Consider the following 16199-nt stretch of genomic DNA (forward strand, 5'->3'; position numbering starts at 1 on the left):
ATTTTATACGGAGGATTAGCTCAGCTGGGAGAGCATCTGCCTTACAAGCAGAGGGTCGGCGGTTCGAACCCGTCATCCTCCACCATTTATTTTTAATAGCCGGCCTAGCTCAACTGGTAGAGCAACTGACTTGTAATCAGTAGGTTGGGGGTTCAAGTCCTCTGGCCGGCACCATGTTTTGAGCCATTAGCTCAGTTGGTAGAGCATCTGACTTTTAATCAGAGGGTCAGTGGTTCGAGCCCACTATGGCTCACCATTATTTTAATATCGCGGGTGTGGCGGAACTGGCAGACGCACTAGACTTAGGATCTAGCGCCTCACGGCGTGGGGGTTCGACTCCCTTCACCCGCATATGCAGAAGTAGTTCAGCGGTAGAATACGACCTTGCCAAGGTCGGGGTCGCGGGTTCGAATCCCGTCTTCTGCTCCATTATTTTGCCGGGGTGGCGGAACTGGCAGACGCACAGGACTTAAAATCCTGCGGTGAGAGATCACCGTACCGGTTCGATTCCGGTTCTCGGCATTATCCCATGAAAATAGAATTATGCGCCCGTAGCTCAACTGGATAGAGTACTTGACTACGAATCAAGAGGTTACAGGTTCGACCCCTGTCGGGCGCACTATTTTACGGGAAGTAGCTCAGCTTGGTAGAGCACTTGGTTTGGGACCAAGGGGTCGCAGGTTCGAATCCTGTCTTCCCGATATCCTTAAAATAATATGGGGGCTTAGCTCAGATGGGAGAGCGCCTGCTTTGCACGCAGGAGGTCAGCGGTTCGATCCCGCTAGTCTCCACCATATATTTAAATACAATCTAAATTACAACGGCGGCGTAGCTCAGCTGGCTAGAGCGTACGGTTCATACCCGTGAGGTCGGGGGTTCGATCCCCTCCACCGCCACTAATTATTAGTTGTAAATTATATTTAGGACCTTTAGCTCAGTTGGTTAGAGCTAACGGCTCATAACCGTTCGGTCGCAGGTTCGAATCCTGCAAGGTCCATATAATTTTTTTGGAGGAATACCCAAGTTCGGCTGAAGGGATCGGTCTTGAAAACCGACAGGAGCTTAACGGCTCGCGGGGGTTCGAATCCCTCTTCCTCCGCCATTTTTATAATAATTGAATATAATTTATTTACCTAATATTTTTGGAGGAATACCCAAGTTCGGCTGAAGGGATCGGTCTTGAAAACCGACAGGGGCTTAACGGCCCGCGGGGGTTCGAATCCCTCTTCCTCCGCCATTAATATTATTACCGCGGGATGGAGCAGCGGTAGCTCGTCGGGCTCATAACCCGAAGGTCGGTGGTTCAAATCCGCCTCCCGCAATTTTTTATTTTAGGTCCCGTAGTGTAGCGGTTAACACGCCTGCCTGTCACGCAGGAGATCGTGGGTTCGAATCCCATCGGGACCGCCATTATTGTTATGGTTCAGTAGCTCAGTTGGTAGAGCAATGGATTGAAGCTCCATGTGTCGGCAGTTCGACTCTGTCCTGAATCATTTTAATGCAAGCCGGCCTAGCTCAACTGGTAGAGCAACTGACTTGTAATCAGTAGGTTGGGGGTTCAAGTCCTCTGGCCGGCACCATCTTTTGGAGGGGTAGCGAAGTGGCTAAACGCGGCGGACTGTAAATCCGCTCCTCCGGGTTCGGCAGTTCGAATCTGCCCCCCTCCACCATATAACTTTAATTTAATAGGGGCATATTTCAACGGTAGAATACAGGTCTCCAAAACCTTTGATGTGGGTTCGATTCCTACTGCCCCTGCCATGGCGGTTGTGGTGAAGTGGTTAACACATCGGATTGTGGTTCCGACACTCGTGGGTTCGATCCCCACCATCCGCCCTTTATATTTTTGGGCTATAGCCAAGCGGTAAGGCAACGGACTTTGACTCCGTCACTCGTTGGTTCGAATCCAGCTAGCCCAGTTTTTATTGGCGGCATAGCCAAGTGGTAAGGCAGAGGTCTGCAAAACCTCTATCACCGGTTCAAATCCGGTTGCCGCCTCCATCAATATGCGGGAGTAGTTCAACTTTTAGAACACGTTCCTTCCCGGAACGAGGTATAGGTGCAAGTCCTATCTTCCGCTCCATAATTAATATATTTGCATGCGGGAGTAGTTCAACTCTTAGAATAAGTTCCTTCCCGGAACGAGGTATAGGTGTAAGTCCTATCTTCCGCTCCATATTTATTTATATCCCATGCGGGAGTAGTTCAATTTTTAGAACACGTTCCTTCCCGGAACGAGGTATAGGTGTAAGTCCTATCTTCCGCTCCATAATTAATATATTTGCATGCGGGAGTAGTTCAATTTTTAGAACACGTTCCTTCCCGGAATGAGGTATAGGTGTAAGTCCTATCTTCCGCTCCATTGATACTTCCACATTGGGAGTTTTTTATTTATTAAATTGAGCCGGCGTGGCGGAATTGGCAGACGCGCGGGACTCAAAATCCCGTTCCATTATTGGAGTGTCGGTTCGATCCCGACCGCCGGTATATATAAGGTACTTAGATGTACATGTTAAGCAACCTCATAATGTGAGGTTGCTTTTTTATGTTTGAAATGAATTATGAGCTAATGATTTTAAATATATTCACTGTTTATATCTATTACTTATTAACAATGTACTATTTTACTCATTTGATAAAAAGCCTTTGTAAAAGCATGTATACAATATTAATAAAATCAAAGTGGATATTGTGGTTTTAGCTAAAGTATAATATTATTAGTCTAATGTTATATTTGGAGGAAAATTCAATGGTTAAAACTAAAACAACCAAAACTAAAACAACTAAACCAAATGGAAAGCAATTCTTTGGTAATATCTTACAAGCTGTTGGCGCAGGGGTAGTTATTGCGTTAATACCTAATGCACTATTAGGTGAACTATTAAAGTTTTTTAAAGAAGGTAATGCGTTATTAGAAACAGTGTATCAATTAGTAGTGTTAATCCAATCATTTATGGCTTTTATTATAGGTGTATTGGCTGCGCATCAATTTAAATTTAATGGTGCCGGCGCAACTATGATAGGAGTTTCTGCTATGTTGGGTAGTGGCGCTGTTAAAATTACTCCTGATGGATTCATGTTAAATGGTATTGGTGATATTATTAATACTATTTTAGTTGTAATTATTGCTTGTTTTTTATACTTAATATTACAAAATAAATTAGGTTCATTAGAAATGATCGTGTTACCAGTCATTATTCCAGTGGTAAGTGGAATAATTGGTTTATACACATTAGGCTATGTATCTAATGTTACAAAAGGGTTAGGGCACATAGTACATTCATTTACTGAACTTAATCCATTATTAATGTCAGTGCTAATTTGTGTGACGTATTCATTGCTGATGGTAACTCCAATATCGGTTGTAGCTATTGCAACAGCAATTAGTTTATCAGGACTTGGTAGTGGTGCAGCTAATATGGGAATTGTTGCAGCTTGTGTTACATTCTTATTTGGATCAATCAGAGTTAATGGCGCTGGAGTGAATCTAGTACTAATTATTGGTGCAGCTAAAATGATGATACCTGTCTATTTCAGACATTTAATCATTGCGATACCTTTAATAATTAATGGTGTTATAGGCGGTTTGATTGCTTACTTTATTGGTATTGAAGGTACGCCAATGTCAGCTGGTTTTGGTTATACAGGACTTGTAGGCCCAATCAATGCCTTTAACCGTATGTCTGGAGATCCAACAATAAATATCATATTATTAATTTTTGGGTATTTTATTATTCCTTTTGTTTCAGCATTTTTTGTTCATGAATTATGTAAAAAATTCATCGGTAAATATACTGATGAAATATACAGTTTTGAAATTCCTAAACAGTAATCCAAAGCAACCTTATATTTATTAGGTTGCTTTTTTTATACATAAATAATGCATAATTTGGATGATTTATTAAAAATCACTCTTATATATAGCTATAATATAAAAACTTATTGAATAATATTGCGTTATTATGTATAATAATTAATTATATAGAGAGGGGCTAACAAAGATGAAACACATTGTTAAATTATTTATGGTCTTTATTATATTTATTAGCGCCATAATTACATACATAAATTCTGATGCTCAAGCAGCAGAAGAAGATCAATGGGATAAAATTAAAGAACGAGGAGAATTGAGAGTAGGTTTATCGGCAGATTATGCGCCTTATGAATTTGAACATAATGTGAACGGTAAATCTGAATATGCTGGTATTGATATTGATTTGGCAAAGAAAATTGCAAAAGACAATGATGTAAAGTTAAAAATTGTTAATATGCAGTTTGATAGTTTGTTAGGAGCAATACAAACTGGGAAAGTCGATTTAATTATTTCTGGGATGACACCAACACCTGAACGTGAAAAAGAAGTGGACTTTTCAGATCCTTATATGACAGTTGAACAAAAAATGATTGTTAAAAAGTCTGAGGCAGACAGATTTCAAAATATAGATGATTTTGCAAATCAAAAAATTGGTGTGCAAAAACAAACACAACAAGAAAAAATTGCGCAAACAGAAATTGAAAATGCACAAATACAATCTTTAACGAGGGTACCTGAAGTGATTATGTCATTGAAGAGTGGCAAAATAAATGGGATGGTTATTGAAGGACCAGTAGCGGAAGCTTACTTGAAGCAAAATGAAGATTTAGCATTTGCAGAAGGTGTAAAATTTAATGAAGGTACGAAAAAAACAGCAATTGCGCTACCTAAAAATTCCCCTGAATTAATGAAAAGGCTTAATGACTCTATTAAAGATGTTAAAGATAAAGATTTATTAGCAGATTACAAAGCATCAGCTGCAGAAGCGATGAAAAAGGACGATGGAAATTTCTTTACTAAATATGGAAACTTCTTTATAAAAGGTATTCAAAATACAATACTAATTTCAGTTGTAGGTGTAGTGCTAGGTGCAGTGTTTGGTGCATTTATTGCATTATTAAAACTAAGTAAAATTAGAATTTTAAGATGGTTAGCTTCAGCTTATATAGAATTCTTAAGAGGTACACCATTGTTGGTCCAAGTATTTTTAGTTTACTTCGGTACCACTGCAGTATTAGGTTTAAATATCTCTGCATTAATTTGTGGTATGATCGCGCTTGTAATTAACTGTTCTGCATATATTGCTGAAATTATCAGAGCTGGTATAAATGCGGTAGACAAGGGGCAAACTGAAGCTGCTCGTAGTTTAGGATTATCTTATGGTCAAACTATGAAATCAGTTGTATTACCACAAGCTATTAAAAATATTTTGCCTGCTTTAGGTAATGAGTTTGTAACAGTTATTAAAGAATCTTCTATTGTATCTGTAATCGGTGTGAGTGAGATTATGTTTAATGCCCAAGTTGTTCAAGGTGCCTCATTTGATCCATTTACACCATTAATCATAGCTGCAATACTGTATTTTATTCTCACATTTACGTTATCTAGAGTTATGTATTTCTTTGAAGGGAGATTGAAAGTTAGTGATTAATATTAAAAACTTATACAAGTCATTTGATAAAAATGAAGTTTTAAAAGGCATTGATTTTACTGTAAACCAAGGCGAAGTGGTTGCAATCATAGGTCCTTCAGGTAGTGGGAAAAGTACATTACTACGTTGTATGAATTTATTAGAGACGCCAACTAGCGGTGAAGTTATATTTAAAGACAATAATTTAACAAGTAAAAATACAGAATTAGAAAAATTGCGTCAACAAATGGGAATGGTATTTCAAAATTTCAATTTATTCCCGCATAAAAAAGTAATAGATAATGTCATTTTAGCGCCTAGTTTATTAAAAAAAGGGAATCAAAAGGACTTAAAACAAGATGCGCAGTTGTTATTAGAAAAAGTAGGTTTAGAAGATAAATCTGATGCATATCCAGCACAATTATCTGGTGGTCAAAAGCAAAGGGTGGCAATTGCTAGAGCATTAGCAATGAACCCTGAAGTTCTATTGTTTGACGAACCAACATCAGCGCTCGATCCAGAGGTTGTAGGAGATGTATTGAAAGTTATGAAGGATCTAGCTAAAGAAGGTATGACAATGGTAGTTGTAACCCATGAAATGCACTTTGCTAGGGATGTAAGTGATAAAGTAGTATTTATGGCTGATGGTGTCATCGTTGAATCTGGGACACCAGAAGAAGTCTTTGACCATCAACAACATGAAAGAACGAAAAACTTCTTATCAAGAGTTTTATAATTATTAAATAGTAAGACCAAGTTGGTAAATTTTGATTGTTCAAAAACAATCTTATTCTATCGATTTGGTCTTTTATTGTTTAGTATATAAATTATAATAAAAGTAATATAGGTAATACTCCAAAGCGCTATGAATGTGTTAAACTGTAGAATGTATGTTTTTAAGGTGGGGTGTAAAAAAATGGATTTGAACCAATTAAAACAAGATGTAATAGACTATGCCCATTCAATTGGTATTGATAGTATTGGTTTTACGACGGCTGATCCTTTTGATGAAATGAAGCAGAAATTAGTGGATTATCATGCAAAAGGTTATGCATCTGGTTTTGAAGAATCTGATATAGAGTTAAGAACAGAACCGAAATTAAATTTGCCAACAGCGAGATCTATTATTGCAATAGGCGTTGGCTATCCAAATAAATTAAAAGGTGCACCTAAAAGCGTTCGCGGAGACAGAAGAGGGATGTTTGCCAGAGCCTCTTGGGGGCAAGATTATCATTCTATTATGAGAAAACGATTAGATAAATTGGGTGAGTATCTAGAATCCAGAGTAGAAGACGTCGAAATTAAATCGATGGTAGATACTGGCGCATTATCTGATCGTGCTGTAGCTGAACGGGCAGGACTTGGTTTTGTAGGAAGAAATGGGTTTGTCATCAATCCTGACCTCGGTACATGGACGTATTTAGGGGAAATGCTAGTTAGCATACCTTTTGCACCTGATGACCCGTTAATCGATAGCTGTGGCGATTGTACGATTTGTGTCGATCGTTGTCCAACAGGAGCACTTGTTGGTGATGGCCAGTTAAATAGTCAGAAATGTATTAGCTTTTTAACTCAGACGAAAGGCTATCTAGAAGATGAATATCGTTATAAAATTGGTAATCGTCTTTATGGATGTGATACATGTCAACAAGTGTGTCCGAAAAATAAAGGAATTAACACACAACATGACGATATAGAATTAGAACCTGAAATTTTAAAACCAAGACTCGTGCCTTTATTAAAAATGAGCAATAAAGAATTTAAAAATACTTATGGCCATTTAGCAGGGGCATGGAGAGGTAAGAAACCAATTCAACGTAATGCAATTATTGCTTTGGCACATTTCAAAGAAGAAACAGCAATACCAGAATTACAAGATGTTGCATTAGATGATCCGCGACCTATGATTAGAGCTACAGCATATTGGGCAATAGGACAAATTCAAGGAGAGGCTGCTAGACCATTTATTGAACAACATTATGAAAATGAACTAGAAGAGGTTCAAATTGAAATGTTAAAAGGACTTGAAACGAGGAGCGAAAAATAGAATGACAAATCACATAGTACTATTTCAACCACAGATACCAGGTAATACAGGAAGTATTGCAAGAACATGTGCAGGCACATATACACATTTACACTTAATTAAGCCACTTGGTTTCAGTACAGATGATAAGATGTTAAAGCGTGCTGGATTAGATTATTGGGAAACTGTTAATATTAGTTATCATGAAAGTATTGAAGACTTTTTTGAAGCAACAGAGGGCACTTATTATTTATTAACTAAATTTGGTAAGAAAACATATTCAGATTTTGATTTTACTGATACTACTCATGATCACTTCTTTATTTTTGGACGTGAAACGACAGGATTACCTGACTGGGTGAAAGAAACATATCAAGAAACAGCATTACGTATTCCTATGAATGATAATATTAGATCATTAAACTTATCTAATACAGCATCATTGCTCATTTATGAAGCATTAAGACAACAAAGTTTTCCAGATTTACATTAATAAATGCACTAAATGAATGAAAATAATGTAATAGATTTGTATAATAGAGACAAGTCTTATAACTTAGCATTTAATTAATCAAATTGGTACATTACTAATGTTGTGGTTTATCTCCATTACATCAAGGGTATTAATAAAAATAATGCTAGAACGCGTCTTAATAAAAAAGAGGAGTGTAATTACTATGGCAATGAACTTTAAAGTTTTAGAAAACGAAAAAATTGTAGCTGAATATGCTGCAGATATATTAAGAAAACAATTTAACAACAATCCGACAACTATTGCAGGTCTACACCTTTCTAATGATAATTCACCAGTATTAGATGAATTAAAGAAAAATGTAGATAATCATCCTGTAGACTTTAGTCAAATTAACATTTTAGATTATGATGATAACAAATCTTATTTTGAAGCTTTAGGTGTACCCGAAGGTCAAATTTATAGTGTTTCATTTAATGAAGATACTGAATCATTTATTGGTGATAAAATTAAAACAAAAGAAAACAAAGGTAAATTGGTTACACAAGTACTGTCAATTGATACTAATGGTAAATTGAATGTAAGTGTAAAGCAAGGTCTGTTTTCAGCGCGTGAAGTGATTTTAATTATCACTGGTGCTGATAAAAAAGAAATTGTTCACAAATTATATGAAGAAAATGGTAAAACAAACTTCGAACCTTCAGATTTAAAAGCGCACCGTATGGTAAACGTGGTTTTAGATGAAGCGGCAGCAGAAGGATTACCTGAAGATGTAAGACATTATTTCACAGCACGTTTTGCTTAATATAAAATGTGAGGTCATAGGTATGAAAAACGAAAAAGATAATAAATATTTACAAAATGATGTATCTGAACCTGAAAATGAAATGGTCAATGACTATGATGATGTAGTTGAACTTGGTAAGGAAATGGAACAAATTTCTGAGGAAAATGATGAAGATAAATTAGATAAATCTCATGACCCAGAAGTTCGTTCAGATTTAAATAACTAGTTATAATTTAGCGCTTTGTTGAATTTTTTATTCACAAAGCGCTATTTTTATGTCTATTTATAGAAATAGCGCTTTTGAGAAAGTAAAAATTAAACCGTTTTGATATTCAAATAATGCAATAAAGTGTTTTCAATTTAAAAAGAAATGCCAAGTTAAAAGTGAATGTGTTATTATTAAATCATTATTGGATTTAAGGAGACTTATACATATGTTAAGTAAGTATTGGAAATACATTATGATTAGTGCTGTCATTGTTAATTTAATCTCTATAAAAGGTTTTCCTATGGCGATTGGTGCACTCTACTTACCCGTGTTATTTAAAGTTATAAAATTACAGATAAATTTATCGCGTGGACTTGTTGATCAAGTTAATGCTTCAACATTCGTTAAAGGTAATCAAACTGGAATTATTATAAGCGTGATATGTTGTATTGTAATAACTGTATTATTGTTTAAGCCGTTAGGTGGTTTTTATAGTAGTTTAACTGGATTTTTAGGTACATTAGTTACGATTAGTCCTGTTACTATGGTTATCGGTGCGGTTTTACTCATATTAACGGCTGTAGGGGTAATACAAGCAGCAAAAGTACAATTCAACAAAATAAACATTACTAAAGAGAGCTAAACTTCATAGTTATTAGATGTTTTATAAAGCGATAATATAGTTTATATGAAATACCGTGAAATCTTATTGATTTTGACGGTGTTTTTTATGTGAAAGTGAAAACTTCTAGTTAATAAAGGAAAATAATAACTCTTAAATTCAGTTTAAAATAAAATAATATGTAAACGCTCTATAATACGATTGCCCCTTTAAAATAATTAATGCTATACTAAGGCTGAATAACGAATAATGAAGGGGAGAATTTGAAATGTCAGTTAGAATTGAACATGATACATTCGGTGAAATTGAAGTACCTGCAGAAAAATATTGGGGTGCTCAAACAGAAAGAAGTAAACGTAACTTTCCAGTAGGTAAAGAACAAATGCCTATCGAAGTTGTTTACGGATTTGCTCAGTTAAAAAGAGGGGCAGCCTTAGCTAACAATGAATTAGGAAAACTATCAGATGCTAAAAAAGAGGCCATTGTTTATGCTTGTGACCGTGTCATTAATAAAGAGCTAGATGAACATTTCCCATTAGTGGTTTGGCAAACAGGTAGTGGTACACAAAGTAATATGAACGTTAATGAAGTTGTGAGCTATGTAGCTAATGAATATTTAAAATCACAAGGCAGTGATGAAACAATCCATCCTAATGATGACGTTAATAAATCACAAAGTTCAAATGATACATTTCCAACAGCAATGCATGTTGCATTATATAATGAAGTAGAAACAAAACTTGAACCAGCTTTAAAAGCGTTACGCGATACTTTCAAAGAAAAAGAAGAACAATTTAACGATATTATAAAAATTGGACGTACACACTTACAAGATGCAACGCCTATTCGTTTAGGACAAGAAATTAGTGGGTGGCGTTTCATGCTTGATAAATGTGAAACTTTATTAGGTGAATCAAAAGCACATATTTTGAACTTAGCGATTGGCGGTACAGCTGTAGGTACAGGTATTAATGCGCATCCAGAATTTGGTGATAAAGTAGCTAAATTTATTTCAGAAAATACAGGTTATGCATTTGTATCATCTGAAAATAAATTCCATGCTTTAACTGCACATGATGAAGTAGTTCAATTACATGGTACATTAAAAGCATTAGCAACTGACTTAATGAAAATTGCTAATGATGTAAGATGGTTAGCATCAGGCCCACGCGCAGGACTTGCTGAATTATCAATTCCTGAAAATGAACCAGGTTCATCAATTATGCCAGGAAAAGTAAACCCTACACAATGTGAAATGTTAACAATGGTAGCAGTACAAGTTATGGGTAACGATACTGCAGTAGGTATCGGAAGTTCTCAAGGTAATTTCGAGCTGAACGTATATAAACCGGTCATCTTACATAATACGTTGCAATCTATTTATTTATTAGCAGATGGCATGCAAACATTTAATGATAACTGTGCAGTTGGTATTGAGCCAATTCATGAAAATATAGATAATTATTTAAACCAATCATTAATGCTAGTGACTGCTCTAAATCCACACATTGGATATGAAAATGCTGCAAGTATTGCTAAAAAAGCACACCGTGAGGGTCTTACATTAAAAGAATCTGCGATACAATCAGGTCATGTGACTGAAGAACAATTTGAACAATGGATAAAACCTGAAGACATGGTTGAACCAAAATAAAAAAATATTAAAAAGCCAACGCTTCTTTAAATAGAACGCGTTGGCTTATTTTTTATTATATTAATATGATTTAAACTTCATCGTCCATACTTACTGAAATTGTTTCTTGCGTAAGTGGGTGGATAAATTCAATTTTATAACTATTTAATTGTAGCTGTCTTAGTGTTGAATTACCGTATAATGGATCGCCAATTACTGGATGACCAATTTCAGCTAAGTGAACACGAATTTGGTGGGTTCTACCTGTATCTAATTTTAAATCTACTTCGCTTACATCTTCTTTAATCATTTTAGAATTAATGATATGTGTAATTGCAGTTTGTCCAGTAGGTGACACTCTACGCTTGTTAGAGTGGAATTTATCTTTGCCTATTGGCATATCAATCGTTTGTGGTTTGATAGGTAATAAACTGTGCACATTTGCTTTATAAATACGATCAATTTCATTTTCTTCTAGCATACGGTCTAAAATTTTCTTCATTAATGGATTTTTAGCAACAATCAATAAACCAACCGTTTCTTGGTCCAAGCGATGTATTGGTTCAACATATTCACTTTTGACTGTGTAGATAACGTGATTCATTAGTGTATTACTTTCTTTTAAATCATTCGGGTGCGTTTTAACGCCTTTTGGCTTCATTACAACAGCGATATCATTATCTTCGTAATAAATTTGAGCGTAGCGATAACTTGGTAAATAATTGCTCACTTCTTCTGGTGTAGGTATGAAAGCTATATCACCAGTGTTTACTTTAGACATTAAAGTTGCAGGTTCATCGTTAATTGTAATTGACTTAGACATATTTAAATTATGTAAGTCTTTTTTAGGTAAGTGCAATTGTTGAAAAATTTCTCTCAATGTTAATTGATTATATTTAATAGGGATTTCAAATTTCATAGTATCCTCCTTGATTATCATATATAATCATACCATAAACAACGTGTTAAAAATATTAGACATAGTAATTCTATGACATTTATTTTATTGTTATTTAAATCATTTTAAAGGTTAATCATAACTGTATTTTTAAAATAGTTTATGAGCCTGTATAATGTATGTAAAGTAATATTGTATAAAAGAATGGACTGGTTAAATGGAAAAACCGACTAGACTTGCTTTATTAAAAGAAATTGCAGAATTTTTAAATGTGGAAACAGAAACATATAGTATGATGCAAGGCGCATTGAAGTCTTTAATTCAAGGAAGCAAATTTACAACAGGCTGGATTTTCTTTATTGATGATTCAGGTCAGCATGAGCTTGTATCACATATAGATTTGCCGGGCGCATTAGCTAAGCAAAACTGTAAATATATGTGTGAAGGCACGTGTTGGTGTGTTCAAGCCTATCAAAACAAGAAATTGACCAAAGCATCTAATATCATTAATTGTTCGCGTATCAACCTTGCAAATCGTGCCTATCATGATGAGACAGATGGCATCACACACCATGCAACTGTACCGCTTAGGTCAGGGGATGAACAGTTCGGTCTCTTAAATGTTGCTACACCACATACAACGCACTATAGTGAAGAAGATTTAGAAATGTTAGAGTCTGTAGCGTTTCAAATTGGCTCTGCAATCAAACGTATTTGGCTGACAGATCAAGAAAAAGAAGCGGCACGTATAAGTGAACGAAATCGATTAGCAAGAGACCTACATGATTCAGTGAATCAAATGCTCTTTTCTGTAAAATTAACGGCGCATGCAGCTGAAGGAATCACTAAAGAAGAAGTATCACGGAAGGCTTTTCAAGTGATAGAACAAACAAGCCAACAAGCTGTCAACGAGATGCGCGCTTTGATTTGGCAGCTAAAGCCAGTTGGTCTAGAACAAGGTTTAGTTAACGCTCTGAAAAAATACAGCACGCTTTTACAACTTGAGTTAACTGTAAAAGTAGATGGACTGATTAATCTTCCGAGTATAGTTGAAGAAAACATTTATCGTATTATACAAGAAGCAATGAATAATACAAAAAAACATAGTGATACCACTGAAATAGAGTTAACGTTAATTCAAAAAGATAATTGTTTTACGATTGATATAGCAGATCGTGGTAAGGGATTTAATATTAATGAATCCAATCCACCAGACTCTCATGGTTTAAGTAATATGAGACAACGTACAAAAATGATTAATGGCAAATTAGAAATAGATTCAACTCAAAATAAAGGCACTACAATTCATATAGCAGTTCCATTATAATGCCTTGAAAGGAAGTTTAGCATGTATCGAATTATACTTGTAGATGATCATCATATTGTAAGACAAGGATTAGAATTCCTACTGTCAACTGTTGACGATATAAATGTAATAGGAGGATTTTCAGACGGTAAATCTTTCTTTAAATATTTAGAAACAAATGAATTACCTGATATTGTATTACTAGATTTAGTTATGCCTGAAATGAATGGTATTGAAATTACAGAAATGATGAAAAAGTCGTATCCAGAAGTGAAAATATTAGTACTTACAAGCTATGTGGACGATGAGCATGTGATTTCTGCTATTAATAAGGGTGCAGATGGCTATGAGATGAAAGATGTTGAGCCTGAACAATTAATAAAAACAATTAAGAAAGTGCTTTCAGGTGAGAAAACGATACACCCTCAAGCACAAAGTGTCATTGAAGCGGTTAGTAAAAAGCCACATTTTACTAATAAATTATCAAAGCGGGAATCTGAAGTATTGGCGGAGATGGTTAAAGGTAAAACAAACAAAGAAATTGCAGAAACATTATTTGTTTCAGAGAAAACTATAAAAACTCATGTAAGTCATATTTTTAATAAACTTCAAGTAACTGATCGCACACAAGCAGCGATATATGCGATGCAAAACAATCTCATTTAACATAGCGAAGCCATGGTATTGGAAGCGGATTCATTTTTTGTAATTATTTTCAAATTTTGCTTTTAATTATATAAAATTACTATATAATACAGAGTAATAAACAATAGGGGGATAATGCAATGAAAACAAAAAACCTTTCAATGAAGATTGTCATAGCGTTAATATTAGGTATTGCTATTGGTTCCATTTTTAATATGTTTGCACAATCTGCATTCGTTATTAATGTTGATAAGTACGTATTTAATGTTATTGGACAAATTTTCTTGAATTTAATATTTATGTTAGTAGTACCCGTAGTATTTGTATCAATCGTTTTAGGTGTAGTTGGAGTTGGGGATCCTAAACTACTCGGTGGTATAGGTTTAAAGACAATTATGTTCTTTTTAACAACTACGGCTTTAGCAATTACAATTGGTATAGCTTTAGCATTGATATTTAATCCAGGTGAAGGTAAATCAGATTTATTAAAAAGCGATGACGTTTCAAGTTATCAAAAAACTTTAGATAAAGAAGAAGGCTCACAAAGTGCTGCAGCCGGTCAATCGTTCGATCAAACTTTAATTAATTTATTTCCAAAGAATCCATTACAATCAATGACTGATGAAAATATGCTTCAAATTATCACATTTGCCATTTTTATTGGGGTCGGTATTATTATGGTCGGTTCCAAAGCACAAATGGTACATAAGTTTTTTGAACAAACCAATGAAGTACTCATGTATATCGTGACAATGATTATGAGTGTCTTTGCACCGATTGGTACGTTTGGTTTAGTTGCACATGCCTTTACAGGAGCTGGTTTCGGCGCTATTAAACAATTAGGTATGTACTTCTTTATCGTACTGTTAGCACTCGCAATTCATTTCTTCGTAGTATATGGTTCAGCAGTTAAATTCATGGGGAAAACAAGTCCATTACAGTTCTTCAAAGATTTTATTCCAGCAATTTCGCTTGGATTTAGTGCTTCGAGTTCAACAGCAACGTTACCAGTTTCACTAAGATGTACGAAGAAAATGGGAGTGAGACCTGAAATTGCATCCTTTGTTCAACCTTTAGGTGCAACCATCAATATGGATGGAACAGCAATTATGCAAGGGGTAGCAACAATCTTTATTGCTCAAATTTCAGGTGTGGATCTTTCATTTGGACAACTTATTACAGTAGTAGTGATTGCAGTTGTAGCATCAATTGGAACTGCAGGGGTGCCAGGTGTTGGTTTAATTATGTTAGCAATGGTATTAAATGCAGTTGGGTTAGACCCAGCAGCAATCGGTATTATTTTAGGTATAGATAGATTGTTAGATATGACAAGAACTTCTGTAAATATTACTGGTGACGCAGCTTGTGCATTAATTATTTCAAACGCAGCAGACAGAAAAGATGCAGCTAAAAAGGCTTAAGCATAAATAGTTAATGATATTTTAATAAAAAATAAAATTTTAGATTTCTTTAAAAATAGAAGTCTCCCGTTCAATTTTTGAATGGGAGACTTTTTTGAATACCAATTTATAATTTCATATAACTGTTATTGGAGAGTAGAGCTAAAAAGCCCTTAATTTATAAAGTGAGAATGAATCCACTTTCATAATTTCATTACTGTTTATCCTTTAAAATTGATATAACGGTATGCTGTTTTTACTGATTCATCAGTAGATGGTTCAATATTTTCCAATTTGTAGGCAATACCTAATGATTGCCATTTATACACGCCAAGTTGATGACAAGGTGAAATTTCAAGCCTTTCAACATTTAAATAATACTGCCAGAAAGGGCATTTGGAGTAATGGTTCGCCGCCGCTGACAGTGACACCTCCACTTGATGCGTCAAAATAAGGTTTCAAAGGTATGATTCCATTGGCAGTAACTTCTCTAGATTGTTCGTTTATTTTCCAAGTATCTGGATTATGACAGTATAAACATCTAAGTAAGCAACCTTGTGTAAATAATATATATCTTAAACCAGGTCCATCGACCATTTTTAAATCCCTACGAAGCTGTTGTAAGTTCGTTGTGTGGTTCTATCGTATTAGCTACCTCAATTGATTAATGTTAACGATTTCACATCAATTATAACATCAACTATGTTAAACTTTTCACAATGAATGTGAAGATTTTTAAAACAACTTGTGAAAAGTTT

13 protein-coding genes, 27 tRNA genes and 1 pseudogene are annotated in these 16199 nt (G+C 35.0%); 39 read left to right on the top strand and 2 right to left on the bottom strand.

The genetic code is table 11. The annotated features are described in order from the left end of the window. Window positions 1-9 precede the first annotated feature (9 nt). The 36 genes from M4L39_RS11625 (at window position 10) to fumC (ending at window position 11213) form a co-directional block, all read left to right on the top strand. Window positions 10-85 (top strand) — tRNA-Val (locus tag M4L39_RS11625). 13 nt (window positions 86-98) lie between these two features. After that, window positions 99-174: transfer RNA gene (locus M4L39_RS11630), tRNA-Thr, on the top strand. Between the two features lie 6 nt (window positions 175-180). After that, window positions 181-256, top strand: a tRNA-Lys gene (locus tag M4L39_RS11635). A 13-nt stretch (window positions 257-269) separates the two neighbouring features. After that, window positions 270-351, top strand: a tRNA-Leu gene (locus tag M4L39_RS11640). Window positions 352-354: 3 nt separating this feature from the next. Further along, a tRNA-Gly gene (locus M4L39_RS11645) sits at window positions 355-429 on the top strand. A 7-nt stretch (window positions 430-436) separates the two neighbouring features. Beyond that, window positions 437-522 (top strand) — tRNA-Leu (locus M4L39_RS11650). Window positions 523-545: 23 nt separating this feature from the next. Then, window positions 546-619, top strand: a tRNA-Arg gene (locus M4L39_RS11655). 8 nt (window positions 620-627) lie between these two features. Beyond that, window positions 628-701 (top strand) — tRNA-Pro (locus tag M4L39_RS11660). A 17-nt stretch (window positions 702-718) separates the two neighbouring features. Next, a tRNA-Ala gene (locus M4L39_RS11665) sits at window positions 719-794 on the top strand. A 28-nt stretch (window positions 795-822) separates the two neighbouring features. After that, window positions 823-896, top strand: a tRNA-Met gene (locus M4L39_RS11670). Window positions 897-923: 27 nt separating this feature from the next. Continuing rightward, window positions 924-997, top strand: a tRNA-Ile gene (locus tag M4L39_RS11675). Between the two features lie 12 nt (window positions 998-1009). Then, a tRNA-Ser gene (locus M4L39_RS11680) sits at window positions 1010-1102 on the top strand. Between the two features lie 42 nt (window positions 1103-1144). Further along, a tRNA-Ser gene (locus tag M4L39_RS11685) sits at window positions 1145-1237 on the top strand. A 13-nt stretch (window positions 1238-1250) separates the two neighbouring features. Beyond that, a tRNA-Met gene (locus M4L39_RS11690) sits at window positions 1251-1322 on the top strand. A gap of 12 nt (window positions 1323-1334) precedes the next feature. Further along, window positions 1335-1410 (top strand) — tRNA-Asp (locus tag M4L39_RS11695). Between the two features lie 10 nt (window positions 1411-1420). Continuing rightward, window positions 1421-1493, top strand: a tRNA-Phe gene (locus M4L39_RS11700). A gap of 11 nt (window positions 1494-1504) precedes the next feature. Continuing rightward, window positions 1505-1580, top strand: a tRNA-Thr gene (locus M4L39_RS11705). 6 nt (window positions 1581-1586) lie between these two features. Next, a tRNA-Tyr gene (locus M4L39_RS11710) sits at window positions 1587-1670 on the top strand. Window positions 1671-1687: 17 nt separating this feature from the next. Continuing rightward, window positions 1688-1761: transfer RNA gene (locus M4L39_RS11715), tRNA-Trp, on the top strand. Window positions 1762-1763: 2 nt separating this feature from the next. After that, window positions 1764-1836, top strand: a tRNA-His gene (locus M4L39_RS11720). Window positions 1837-1847: 11 nt separating this feature from the next. Continuing rightward, window positions 1848-1919 (top strand) — tRNA-Gln (locus M4L39_RS11725). Window positions 1920-1927: 8 nt separating this feature from the next. After that, a tRNA-Cys gene (locus M4L39_RS11730) sits at window positions 1928-2001 on the top strand. Between the two features lie 7 nt (window positions 2002-2008). Then, window positions 2009-2083 (top strand) — tRNA-Gly (locus M4L39_RS11735). 18 nt (window positions 2084-2101) lie between these two features. Beyond that, window positions 2102-2176 (top strand) — tRNA-Gly (locus tag M4L39_RS11740). A gap of 18 nt (window positions 2177-2194) precedes the next feature. Continuing rightward, window positions 2195-2269: transfer RNA gene (locus tag M4L39_RS11745), tRNA-Gly, on the top strand. Between the two features lie 18 nt (window positions 2270-2287). Further along, window positions 2288-2362, top strand: a tRNA-Gly gene (locus tag M4L39_RS11750). A 41-nt stretch (window positions 2363-2403) separates the two neighbouring features. Next, window positions 2404-2487, top strand: a tRNA-Leu gene (locus M4L39_RS11755). Between the two features lie 262 nt (window positions 2488-2749). Beyond that, window positions 2750-3832 carry a PTS transporter subunit IIC gene (locus M4L39_RS11760; protein WP_277582183.1) on the top strand — a complete coding sequence of 361 codons (1083 nt, stop codon included), beginning with the start codon at window positions 2750-2752 and terminating at the stop codon, window positions 3830-3832. 169 nt (window positions 3833-4001) lie between these two features. After that, window positions 4002-5465 (top strand): ABC transporter substrate-binding protein/permease, encoded by a 1464-nt coding sequence (locus M4L39_RS11765; RefSeq protein WP_277582184.1) that lies wholly within the window; start codon window positions 4002-4004, stop codon window positions 5463-5465. Next, window positions 5458-6180 (top strand): amino acid ABC transporter ATP-binding protein, encoded by a 723-nt coding sequence (locus M4L39_RS11770; RefSeq protein WP_277582185.1) that lies wholly within the window; start codon window positions 5458-5460, stop codon window positions 6178-6180. The genes M4L39_RS11765 and M4L39_RS11770 overlap by 8 nt, the downstream gene beginning before the upstream one ends. 180 nt (window positions 6181-6360) lie before the next feature. Continuing rightward, on the top strand, window positions 6361-7491 hold the full coding sequence (gene queG, locus M4L39_RS11775; RefSeq protein WP_046466317.1) for a tRNA epoxyqueuosine(34) reductase QueG: 1131 nt from the start codon (window positions 6361-6363) through the stop codon (window positions 7489-7491). A gap of 1 nt (window position 7492) precedes the next feature. Beyond that, window positions 7493-7963 (top strand): tRNA (uridine(34)/cytosine(34)/5-carboxymethylaminomethyluridine(34)-2'-O)-methyltransferase TrmL, encoded by a 471-nt coding sequence (trmL, locus tag M4L39_RS11780; RefSeq protein ID WP_277582186.1) that lies wholly within the window; start codon window positions 7493-7495, stop codon window positions 7961-7963. 184 nt (window positions 7964-8147) lie between these two features. After that, entirely contained in the window at window positions 8148-8747 is a 600-nt protein-coding gene (locus tag M4L39_RS11785) for a 6-phosphogluconolactonase (RefSeq protein ID WP_277582187.1), read from the top strand. A 22-nt stretch (window positions 8748-8769) separates the two neighbouring features. Further along, window positions 8770-8955, top strand: a complete 186-nt coding sequence (locus M4L39_RS11790) for an SAS053 family DNA gyrase inhibitor (RefSeq protein WP_277582188.1) — start codon at window positions 8770-8772, stop codon at window positions 8953-8955. Between the two features lie 208 nt (window positions 8956-9163). Next, the gene (locus tag M4L39_RS11795) at window positions 9164-9580 is read left to right on the top strand and encodes a hypothetical protein (protein WP_277582189.1); all 417 of its coding nucleotides are present in this window, start codon (window positions 9164-9166) and stop codon (window positions 9578-9580) included. Between the two features lie 247 nt (window positions 9581-9827). Further along, window positions 9828-11213 (top strand): class II fumarate hydratase, encoded by a 1386-nt coding sequence (fumC, locus tag M4L39_RS11800; protein WP_277582190.1) that lies wholly within the window; start codon window positions 9828-9830, stop codon window positions 11211-11213. A gap of 70 nt (window positions 11214-11283) precedes the next feature. Here the strand turns inward: fumC and M4L39_RS11805 are convergent, their stop codons facing one another. Beyond that, entirely contained in the window at window positions 11284-12111 is an 828-nt protein-coding gene (locus tag M4L39_RS11805) for an RluA family pseudouridine synthase (protein WP_277582191.1), read from the bottom strand. A gap of 196 nt (window positions 12112-12307) precedes the next feature. Here M4L39_RS11805 and M4L39_RS11810 point away from each other — a divergent pair, with 196 nt between their 5' ends. From M4L39_RS11810 to M4L39_RS11820, 3 genes are all read left to right on the top strand, one after another. Continuing rightward, the gene (locus M4L39_RS11810) at window positions 12308-13417 is read left to right on the top strand and encodes a GAF domain-containing sensor histidine kinase (protein WP_277582192.1); all 1110 of its coding nucleotides are present in this window, start codon (window positions 12308-12310) and stop codon (window positions 13415-13417) included. A 21-nt stretch (window positions 13418-13438) separates the two neighbouring features. Further along, the gene (locus M4L39_RS11815) at window positions 13439-14062 is read left to right on the top strand and encodes a response regulator (RefSeq protein WP_277582193.1); all 624 of its coding nucleotides are present in this window, start codon (window positions 13439-13441) and stop codon (window positions 14060-14062) included. Window positions 14063-14181: 119 nt separating this feature from the next. Then, on the top strand, window positions 14182-15462 hold the full coding sequence (locus M4L39_RS11820; RefSeq protein WP_277582194.1) for a dicarboxylate/amino acid:cation symporter: 1281 nt from the start codon (window positions 14182-14184) through the stop codon (window positions 15460-15462). A 200-nt stretch (window positions 15463-15662) separates the two neighbouring features. Here the strand turns inward: M4L39_RS11820 and M4L39_RS11825 are convergent. Next, a pseudogene (locus M4L39_RS11825) lies at window positions 15663-16038 on the bottom strand (4Fe-4S cluster-binding domain-containing protein). Between the last annotated feature and the right edge of the window lie 161 nt (window positions 16039-16199).

It is taken from the genome of Staphylococcus equorum (assembly GCF_029531845.1).
Taxonomy (GTDB): Bacteria; Bacillota; Bacilli; order Staphylococcales; family Staphylococcaceae; genus Staphylococcus; species Staphylococcus equorum_C.

What these genes read in the sequence shown, in the direction of transcription:
- M4L39_RS11785 (WP_277582187.1), top strand. Translation starts at nt 8,148, where the DNA reads ATGGCAATGAACTTTAAAGTTTTAGAAAACGAAAAAATTGTAGCTGAA.
- trmL (WP_277582186.1), top strand. Translation starts at nt 7,493, where the DNA reads ATGACAAATCACATAGTACTATTTCAACCACAGATACCAGGTAATACA.
- M4L39_RS11815 (WP_277582193.1), top strand. Translation starts at nt 13,439, where the DNA reads ATGTATCGAATTATACTTGTAGATGATCATCATATTGTAAGACAAGGA.
- fumC (WP_277582190.1), top strand. Translation starts at nt 9,828, where the DNA reads ATGTCAGTTAGAATTGAACATGATACATTCGGTGAAATTGAAGTACCT.
- queG (WP_046466317.1), top strand. Translation starts at nt 6,361, where the DNA reads ATGGATTTGAACCAATTAAAACAAGATGTAATAGACTATGCCCATTCA.
- M4L39_RS11810 (WP_277582192.1), top strand. Translation starts at nt 12,308, where the DNA reads ATGGAAAAACCGACTAGACTTGCTTTATTAAAAGAAATTGCAGAATTT.
- M4L39_RS11765 (WP_277582184.1), top strand. Translation starts at nt 4,002, where the DNA reads ATGAAACACATTGTTAAATTATTTATGGTCTTTATTATATTTATTAGC.
- M4L39_RS11820 (WP_277582194.1), top strand. Translation starts at nt 14,182, where the DNA reads ATGAAAACAAAAAACCTTTCAATGAAGATTGTCATAGCGTTAATATTA.
- M4L39_RS11760 (WP_277582183.1), top strand. Translation starts at nt 2,750, where the DNA reads ATGGTTAAAACTAAAACAACCAAAACTAAAACAACTAAACCAAATGGA.
- M4L39_RS11795 (WP_277582189.1), top strand. Translation starts at nt 9,164, where the DNA reads ATGTTAAGTAAGTATTGGAAATACATTATGATTAGTGCTGTCATTGTT.
- M4L39_RS11790 (WP_277582188.1), top strand. Translation starts at nt 8,770, where the DNA reads ATGAAAAACGAAAAAGATAATAAATATTTACAAAATGATGTATCTGAA.
- M4L39_RS11805 (WP_277582191.1), bottom strand. Translation starts at nt 12,111, where the DNA reads ATGAAATTTGAAATCCCTATTAAATATAATCAATTAACATTGAGAGAA.